The organism is Endozoicomonas sp. (assembly GCF_051008435.1).
GTDB lineage: Bacteria > Pseudomonadota > Gammaproteobacteria > Pseudomonadales > Endozoicomonadaceae > Endozoicomonas_A.
The window spans coordinates 1-2482 of the sequence record NZ_JBPCXO010000046.1 but is presented as its reverse complement, the minus strand read 5'-3'; the positions used below and the strand labels follow the sequence as shown (position 1 = coordinate 2482).

Genomic DNA, 2482 nt, shown 5'->3' with positions numbered 1-2482 from the left:
GCCAGCCTGCTGCTGTGATGTTGATTGTACCTCGCTAGGCTTGGCACAAGAGTCACAGTAGTAGACTGGTTCCGCAGTCCACAAGAATCTTCCTTCGTCAAACGCTAAAAACTGCAGAATCGAGTATTAGCTACCGATCTCTATCTGGCATTGATTGTGGCCGCATTCGTTATGGCCAATGACCAACCCGTTTCCGGTACGGTGTCTTTGGCAGACTTTAACAATGCCATGTCGAGTCATTCGCTTTCAAGTCAGGTGCAAATAAGTAACGTGAATAATCATGGCAATGTTCTCAACATGATGACATTCACCCTGTTCTCTCTTACGAACTCTTCTGAATCAATAAAGGTCACCTTATCGGATTGGGATCGGAAGACAATCCGGATAATAGTCAGCGTAGGAGGAATGAATCTGACCTACTTCATTAAAAGACCCAGTGACGATCTGGAAAGGTTGTTAGCTCTTCTCCCTGATCAAACAAAATCCGAGAACAGGGAGCGTGGGCCTGATGATGACCCTGATCCAGATATGGGTATGGATTCAGGCTGTGAATCCTGTTTTTGGACACTTTGCTGTTGGTGTTGTAACTGGGGGAGCCGTTCGGAAACAAAGTATATCAATCAGGGTAGTATTCAATACGGTTCCAATCAGCAACGGGCTGTGAGTCCGATATTTGAGTTGGAGCTCATGCCTACAATAATGATTTCAGACCCGTTCAAGGCTGCGGTGAATAAGACGGGTCCCTTTTATGAAAATGAAATTCGTCCGGTAAAAAACGTGAATGTAATTCAGCCGATTATCCCTGAAGCAGTGAGTGCCTGGTAGACAAACTACCAGGCACTCATATGATTTATAGACCCATGCAGTTGGCATAGTAGCTGGTAGTTGCAGGCCAGTCTGAGAAAATCCCGAGAACACCTACTTCCGTAGCCAGCACATCAATGACGGTCATCATATCGCCATCATTATTGATAACACTCTGGCTGTAGCCCTCAGGAGGGTTCTGTCCGTTCAGGGTTTGATAGTACCAGCCTCCGCCATTCGTCAGTGGACCAGAACGTTCAACCGTCCAGGTGATGATATCCAGTCCGGCATCTCTCGCTGACAAGGCATAAAGAGAAGGAACGACTTTTCCGTCCTCAACATCCAGCAGCATCCACATTGGCGGTGCAATGATTTGTACGCCACGTTCAGCCAGCTCTGTCATGGAAGGTGACCAGGTTTGTGGCTTGCGATGATCAAAGGCCGGATTATCGTAGCGTCCATCCAGATAAACGGCCTGACGACCAAAGCGAGGATTATTATTAATCCAGTACTCTACATCCTGTTGATTAAACGACTGTGGCCAAACTTTTCGTGGAGAAACACCTTCTTCCCGGTATTCGTTGATCAGCTTTTGCGCGTAGTCTTGCTGACTGAAACCGTCGAAGGGCATGGGCACACTGGGTGATTTGAGTTCAGGTGTCATCTTCACACGCAGTTTCTTGAACAGCTGAATACTTTCTCTGTGAGTCAACAGAGTGCCACGGCTGGCATAGAGATCAGTTCTCCAGTTAGCGGTACCGTCCAGGTATTCAGCTACGGTTTTTGCTTTTGGATTAGAGGCATCCATTTTCCCTTTCAGAGTTTTGAATTGTTCCAGGGTAATGTCACTGGTGCAGCACTTGGCAGATGCCGGCGCCAGCAGGTTGCCATTTTCATCAAAAGTAGCGGGCTTAAAAGGCTCCGAGCATTGCTGAGCCAGTTCAGTTTCCAGAATGTTGGTGGTGGTATGAAGGTCACACTGGGAGTGACGGCAGACCAGCTCCTTATCCTGAGTGAATGTCACATCGCATTCCAGGATGCCTGCGCCCATTCTGGCTGCCGCTTCATAGGATTCTTGAGTGTGTTCCGGAAACTGCATGGGAGCACCACGATGCCCGATGGAAAAGTCAGATTTTTTGAAGCGTTTGATATTGCTGCAGGCTTTCAGCGTTTCTTTAAGTGGGCCAGCGTCCATATCATTGACCAGATAGTAAGGTCTTGGACCCAACTGAATCGATGAACGACTTTTGAAGTATTCGTAAAAAGCGTCACTCGACAGATGTTGTTGATCGACGTTGGCGTAGGCCATTACAGGCAAGACTATCCAGATCAATGTGATAAGCCGGCGCATGTAAGATTCCTTATTGTTTTTATAAAGTGAATCCACAGTAGAGCCCAGATATTGCTGTCTTGTTAAGCCCAGATGAATCTTTGATGGATTAAAGAAAACCCGGTCACATTTTTGAGGGTTTGCAATGAAGCTATTAAGTCAAGAGACTTATTTTATTGGTATTTTTAAGTCTTCTGTCTTTTGAAAGAAGGATGGCTTCGATGTATAGGAATTTCAAAGCACAGGTAGAACACCTTTCGTCGTATAGTTTTGCCGGATTTTCCTGAGAAGCAGTCAGGCTGTTTTCCCTGATTCTAAAAAACATCAGTTTTACAGGTAATGCACCTA

The 2482-nt window shown here is 46.2% G+C and carries 3 protein-coding genes; 1 reads left to right on the top strand and 2 read right to left on the bottom strand.

What is annotated here, in order from left to right; translation table 11 throughout:
* Nucleotides 1–156 precede the first annotated feature (156 nt).
* Complete coding sequence (locus ACR2PX_RS01980) at nucleotides 157–825, top strand: hypothetical protein (protein WP_433997680.1); 669 nt, start codon at nucleotides 157–159, stop codon at nucleotides 823–825.
* Nucleotides 826–850: 25 nt separating this feature from the next.
* Here the strand turns inward: ACR2PX_RS01980 and ACR2PX_RS01975 are convergent, their stop codons facing one another.
* Entirely contained in the window at nucleotides 851–2155 is a 1305-nt protein-coding gene (locus tag ACR2PX_RS01975) for a glycerophosphodiester phosphodiesterase family protein (RefSeq protein WP_433997679.1), read from the bottom strand.
* A 133-nt stretch (nucleotides 2156–2288) separates the two neighbouring features.
* Nucleotides 2289–2482 (bottom strand): hypothetical protein (locus ACR2PX_RS01970; RefSeq protein ID WP_433997678.1); only part of this gene is annotated, 194 nt, incomplete at its 5' end.